This window comes from Methanospirillum sp., assembly GCF_035406105.1.
Taxonomy (GTDB): domain Archaea; phylum Halobacteriota; class Methanomicrobia; order Methanomicrobiales; family Methanospirillaceae; genus Methanospirillum.
Window position 1 is genome coordinate 1 of the sequence record NZ_DAONKG010000198.1, and the last position, 4501, is coordinate 4501.

6 protein-coding genes are annotated in these 4501 nt (G+C 44.3%); 3 read left to right on the plus strand and 3 right to left on the minus strand.

Annotated elements, in window-relative coordinates; translation table 11 throughout:
• The 3 genes from purC to PLA23_RS10780 form a co-directional block, all read left to right on the plus strand.
• Positions 1-1238, plus strand: a 1238-nt coding sequence (gene purC, locus PLA23_RS10770; RefSeq protein ID WP_324475180.1) for a phosphoribosylaminoimidazolesuccinocarboxamide synthase, incomplete at its 5' end; no start/stop codon positions are given.
• 64 nt (positions 1239-1302) lie between these two features.
• Entirely contained in the window at positions 1303-1593 is a 291-nt protein-coding gene (locus tag PLA23_RS10775) for a ferredoxin-thioredoxin reductase catalytic domain-containing protein (RefSeq protein ID WP_324328226.1), read from the plus strand.
• A gap of 440 nt (positions 1594-2033) precedes the next feature.
• A complete protein-coding gene (locus tag PLA23_RS10780) occupies positions 2034-2291 on the plus strand; it encodes a DUF4013 domain-containing protein (RefSeq protein ID WP_324475182.1) in 258 nt (85 codons plus the stop codon).
• A gap of 86 nt (positions 2292-2377) precedes the next feature.
• On the opposite strand, the gene PLA23_RS10785 is transcribed toward PLA23_RS10780, so the two are convergent.
• The 3 genes from PLA23_RS10785 to PLA23_RS10795 form a co-directional block, all read right to left on the minus strand.
• Complete coding sequence (locus PLA23_RS10785; protein ID WP_324328224.1) at positions 2378-2833, minus strand: universal stress protein; 456 nt, start codon at positions 2831-2833, stop codon at positions 2378-2380.
• A 64-nt stretch (positions 2834-2897) separates the two neighbouring features.
• Complete coding sequence (locus PLA23_RS10790; RefSeq protein ID WP_324328222.1) at positions 2898-3200, minus strand: YunC family protein; 303 nt, start codon at positions 3198-3200, stop codon at positions 2898-2900.
• A gap of 25 nt (positions 3201-3225) precedes the next feature.
• Complete coding sequence (locus PLA23_RS10795; RefSeq protein ID WP_324475181.1) at positions 3226-4371, minus strand: glycosyltransferase family 4 protein; 1146 nt, start codon at positions 4369-4371, stop codon at positions 3226-3228.
• Between the last annotated feature and the right edge of the window lie 130 nt (positions 4372-4501).

The window sequence follows — 4501 nt, forward strand, 5'->3', positions numbered from 1 at the left end:
GAAGGCTTAAAATTCCCTTTACAACCGGTTTATTACTTGGTATCGGGGAGACTGTTCATGACCGGAGACAGTCCCTTTCGGTGATTGCGGATCTTCACCTTCGCTATGGGCATATCCAGGAAGTCATAATACAAAACTTCTGTCCAAAGCCTGGTACCGGAATGAGTGCATTTCCCGGCGCAACCCTTCATGATATGCAGGAGACTGTCAGGATGGCAAAAGAGATCCTTCCTCCTGATATTGCCATTCAAATCCCTCCGAATCTGGCTGATGCTGCAAAAATTCTTCCCTGTGGAGTGACTGACCTTGGAGGTATCTCACCGGTTACCATTGATTATGTAAACCCTGAGCATCCCTGGCCAGCTTTCGAAGAACTCGCAGATCTCACGAAAGGATACACGCTCAAGGAACGGCTCTGTATTTACCCGGAGTATATCCGGAGAGGGTGGTATCATCCCAGACTCAGGGATTATATCATCAGGCTTGAGAACATACTACATAGGAGAGGTACATCCGTGATACCGGAAAAGCCCCTGTATGAGGGGAAAGCAAAATCGGTTTATCTGAGTGAGAATCCTGATGAACTGATTGTTGTCTTTCGAAATGACATGACCGCCTTTAACGGCGTTAAGCACGACCAGTTTACTGATAAGGGAATTTTGAACGCTACGGCATCGGAATTTTTTATGAAGATGCTGGAGGCAGAAGGAATTCCAACGCATTACATCAGGATGGCTGCACCTGATACGATGATCGTCCGCCGGCTTGACATGATTCCTCTTGAGGTCATTGTCAGAAATATTGCTGCGGGCTCTATGACAAAAAAGTATCCGGTTGCAGAGGGAACCGTGCTCGAACGGCCGGTGGTCTCTATTGATTATAAGGATGATGAGCGGGGGGATCCCATGATCAATGATGACCTCATAGAGGTCCTTCATATTCTTCCTGCTGACGAACTCAAGCAGGTGAAAGAGATGGCTCTGAAAGTAAATACTGTCCTTTCCCGGTTCTTTGATGAGTGTGGTATCCGGCTGGTGGATTTTAAGCTTGAGTTTGGAAAAGCAGCCGGAAAAATTTACCTTGGTGATGAGATCAGCATGGACTCTATGCGGCTTTGGGATAAGCAGACCGGCGAGTCATTTGATAAGGATGTATACCGGTTTGACAAAGGTGATGTTATCACTGCATACCGCAACGTACTCAGGAGAATCCTTCCTGATGGTGGGAAGAAGGATTAAAATGATATAAGGCATCATCCCTGGGTAAGCCATTATATTCAAGCCTGTGCGGGTTGATAGGTATATGGGAGTTCCTGTGGCAGAAACTGAAGATGAAATACGGAGTTGGGCGCTGGAGTATTCCCGATCGAAAGGATGGATCCTGAATCCTGATGAGAAGCAGACAAATGCTGTGATTAAAGGATTATCCCGGAATTCTGAAAAGCATGGGGAGCGCTATTGTCCGTGTCGTATCCGGTCCGGGGATAAAGAAAAGGATAAGGCGATCATTTGTCCCTGTGTGTATCATGTGCATGAGCTGGAACAAGCTGGTCATTGTACATGTAATTTCTTTTACGATCCTGAATACCTGTAATGTTCCGGATTTCCCGGAATAATTTTTAACTGATTAATTGAAGTCTCTCTGCTTTACGGGTATGTTTTCTGAAATATTTGAACTGCCATATCCGGAAGAATATCTACATGTTCTCATAATGGTATTACATCTTTAGAACACGTTCCGGCTTTTCGGTATATATAGTGTCTTTTACGGTAAACCATGTGATTATCATCAATATTTTTCCCTTTGGCACATCAGGTATGTTTCGTTTTCGGCATTATTCCAAAAGATTAATTCTTTTTCCATTGATAGCCATATGATTACACATGGCATCGTATTCTGTAATTATTACCAATGCATCTGATTACGTGAAATCAGGCTTTATCAATCATTGGAAATGATGGATCGTTCTCATCATTCTTTCCATCATCCAGATCTTCACCATCACCATCGTACCCCTGGTAAGTGGGTATCTGATCCGGGTGTATGGTGATGAAAATGAAACTGCCCCGGAAATCGATGGGTATGGCCGGTTATTTGTTGGCGGCTGGAAGATGAACATCGTCACCATCCTCTACCTTATTCTGGCAATCATTATCGCAGTAGCATTTGGTGCAATCGGGGTCTTATCTGCACTGGCAGGTCTCTTCACCGAGGGTAAGATCACTCATATAACGGACTTGGTATCGGGAGCATCGGAATTATTCCGATCATCGGATGGGTGGCATTATTAGTTTTAACCCCGCTCTGGTCAGTATTTATCGCAAAAAACAATTGCAATATCTATGATAACCACCCCTGAAAAGGGAAAGAATAATTTTTAGGATTCCGGTTTTGTAACCAGGACTGGCACCGGGCTTTTATGGACAATACCTGTGCTGACACTTCCCAGAATGAGCCGGTCAGCCATTCCTTTTCCTGATGATCCGACGACAATGAGATCCACTCCTGCTGATGAGACATATTCTATCATTGCATCCACCGGATCACCGACACGGGTATGGAATTCGATACTCACTCCTTCCTTTGCTGCAATGTCCTGAACAAGATCCCTGATATGATTCTCTTCCTGTTGCAGCATACTGATAAATTTCACATCACCTGTCGGCTCTTCAATCCTGACCTCCCGTTCAGCAAGCTCTGCATACACACGGGGGGGAATTGAATACATCACATCAATGGTTCCATCAAACTTTTTTGCAAGTGTCATTGCATAGGTCAGGGCGCGAAAGCTTTCTTTGGAACCGTCTACACCAACGAGAATGTGGGAAAACATACTTTTGATTATCTCATGCTCCCATAAATAAGTGCCTGATGTTCTTCCATTACTTATGAAACGGTTATATCAGGGCAAGAAGAGCCTGTTCACCATTCATCTCTGTTGTTATCCCCAGTTCCTGTGCATATGAGTTTACAACCGCAACGCAGCCCTTCATGAGATCTTCAATATTACGAATCGAATCGCCAGTCAAAGGACGAACTTTGACCGCCGGGATTTTAAATTTTTCAAGGGCTGTCGCATCAATAGCACCACACCCGACAAGACCCTTTGGAGTTCTGGCAAAGACAAGATTCACATCCCCGATTGGGATGATATAGCCGGTAATCTCATGACCATTCAGTGAAAAAACCCGCTCTTCCATGATAGTACTCTCTTAATTTTTTCAGTTATATCTCCTGTTCTTTGAAAGTATCACACCGGAGACTACGATATACTTCTTCTAATGCACTGGTTATCCGCTCCCAGTCGTGCTTTATGACATACTTATCCATTATTGATTTATCTGGAGATTTCGAGAGAAATGTCCGGATGCCGCAGGCGATGTCATCCGCAGAAGATCCTGCGCAATATCCGCAACCGGGAAGAACATGTACTGATGCTGCATTCAGCGGATAATTGGTAGTGATAATCGGAAGCCCACATGCCATCGCTTCAATGCACACAATTCCAAACCCCTCCCGTTCACTTGGCAGTACAAATACTCGTGCGGATTTCATCCTTCTGATAACATCCTGGTAATCACTCACAAATCCATATAGGTGAATGTTCTCAGACAATCCAAAATCATGGATCATCTTCACAATCCTGGTCATCATTGGTCCATCTCCGATCATGGTGCAGGTAAGGTCAGGTATCTCTTCTCCAAGAATTCTGACTGCTTCTACTACCAGTTCAGGATGTTTTTCCGGGATAAATCGGCCAATAAAGATAACGTCGGTAGTCTTTTTATCGGGTTCTATTTTTCTGATATTTTCCAATGTGATACCATTTGGGATGATTACCGGATTATCACGATATCCTTCAATTTTCATCCGTTCTGCGGTATGATGTGATACTGCAATTGATGACCCGGAGAGAAGAAGTGCAATCTTCTCAGTCACCCTCCCGCCAATCCCGGCCAAACCTAGATACCGGTACCAATAAGATCCCCACGCCTCATGCCAGGTAATAACACATGTCTCCTTCTTCAAAAATCCAACCAAACGAGATACTATCACAGGAAAATAGGGAAAATTCTGACAATCGATGATGTCAACGTTCACCTTTAATAGAACGGGAAAGAGATGACATGAATACAAGAGAGCCTGAATGATCGACCGCCGTCCGCCTGTATACAGCCCCATCGGTCTGCATACAGGATGTATGATAAGGCCATCACGAACGAAGATGCTTTTTTCTTTTCCTGGTGACATGGGGAAAAGGTGTATTTCATGTCCACGTTGCGCAAGTCTGGTTCCGATCTCAAAGATTCGTTTTTCAACTCCGCCGATCGTTTCGGGATATAAAACATCGTACACAAATGCAATCTTCATGGACTGGCCGTGATGTATTCAAGTACATATAGGCCTGTGCACAAATGAATGAATCAGATGCGGTGTATCTCGTTTGCAGGTCCCGGCCTATGGGAAAAAAAGAGGTATTGCAGAGGTAAGACCTGTATTG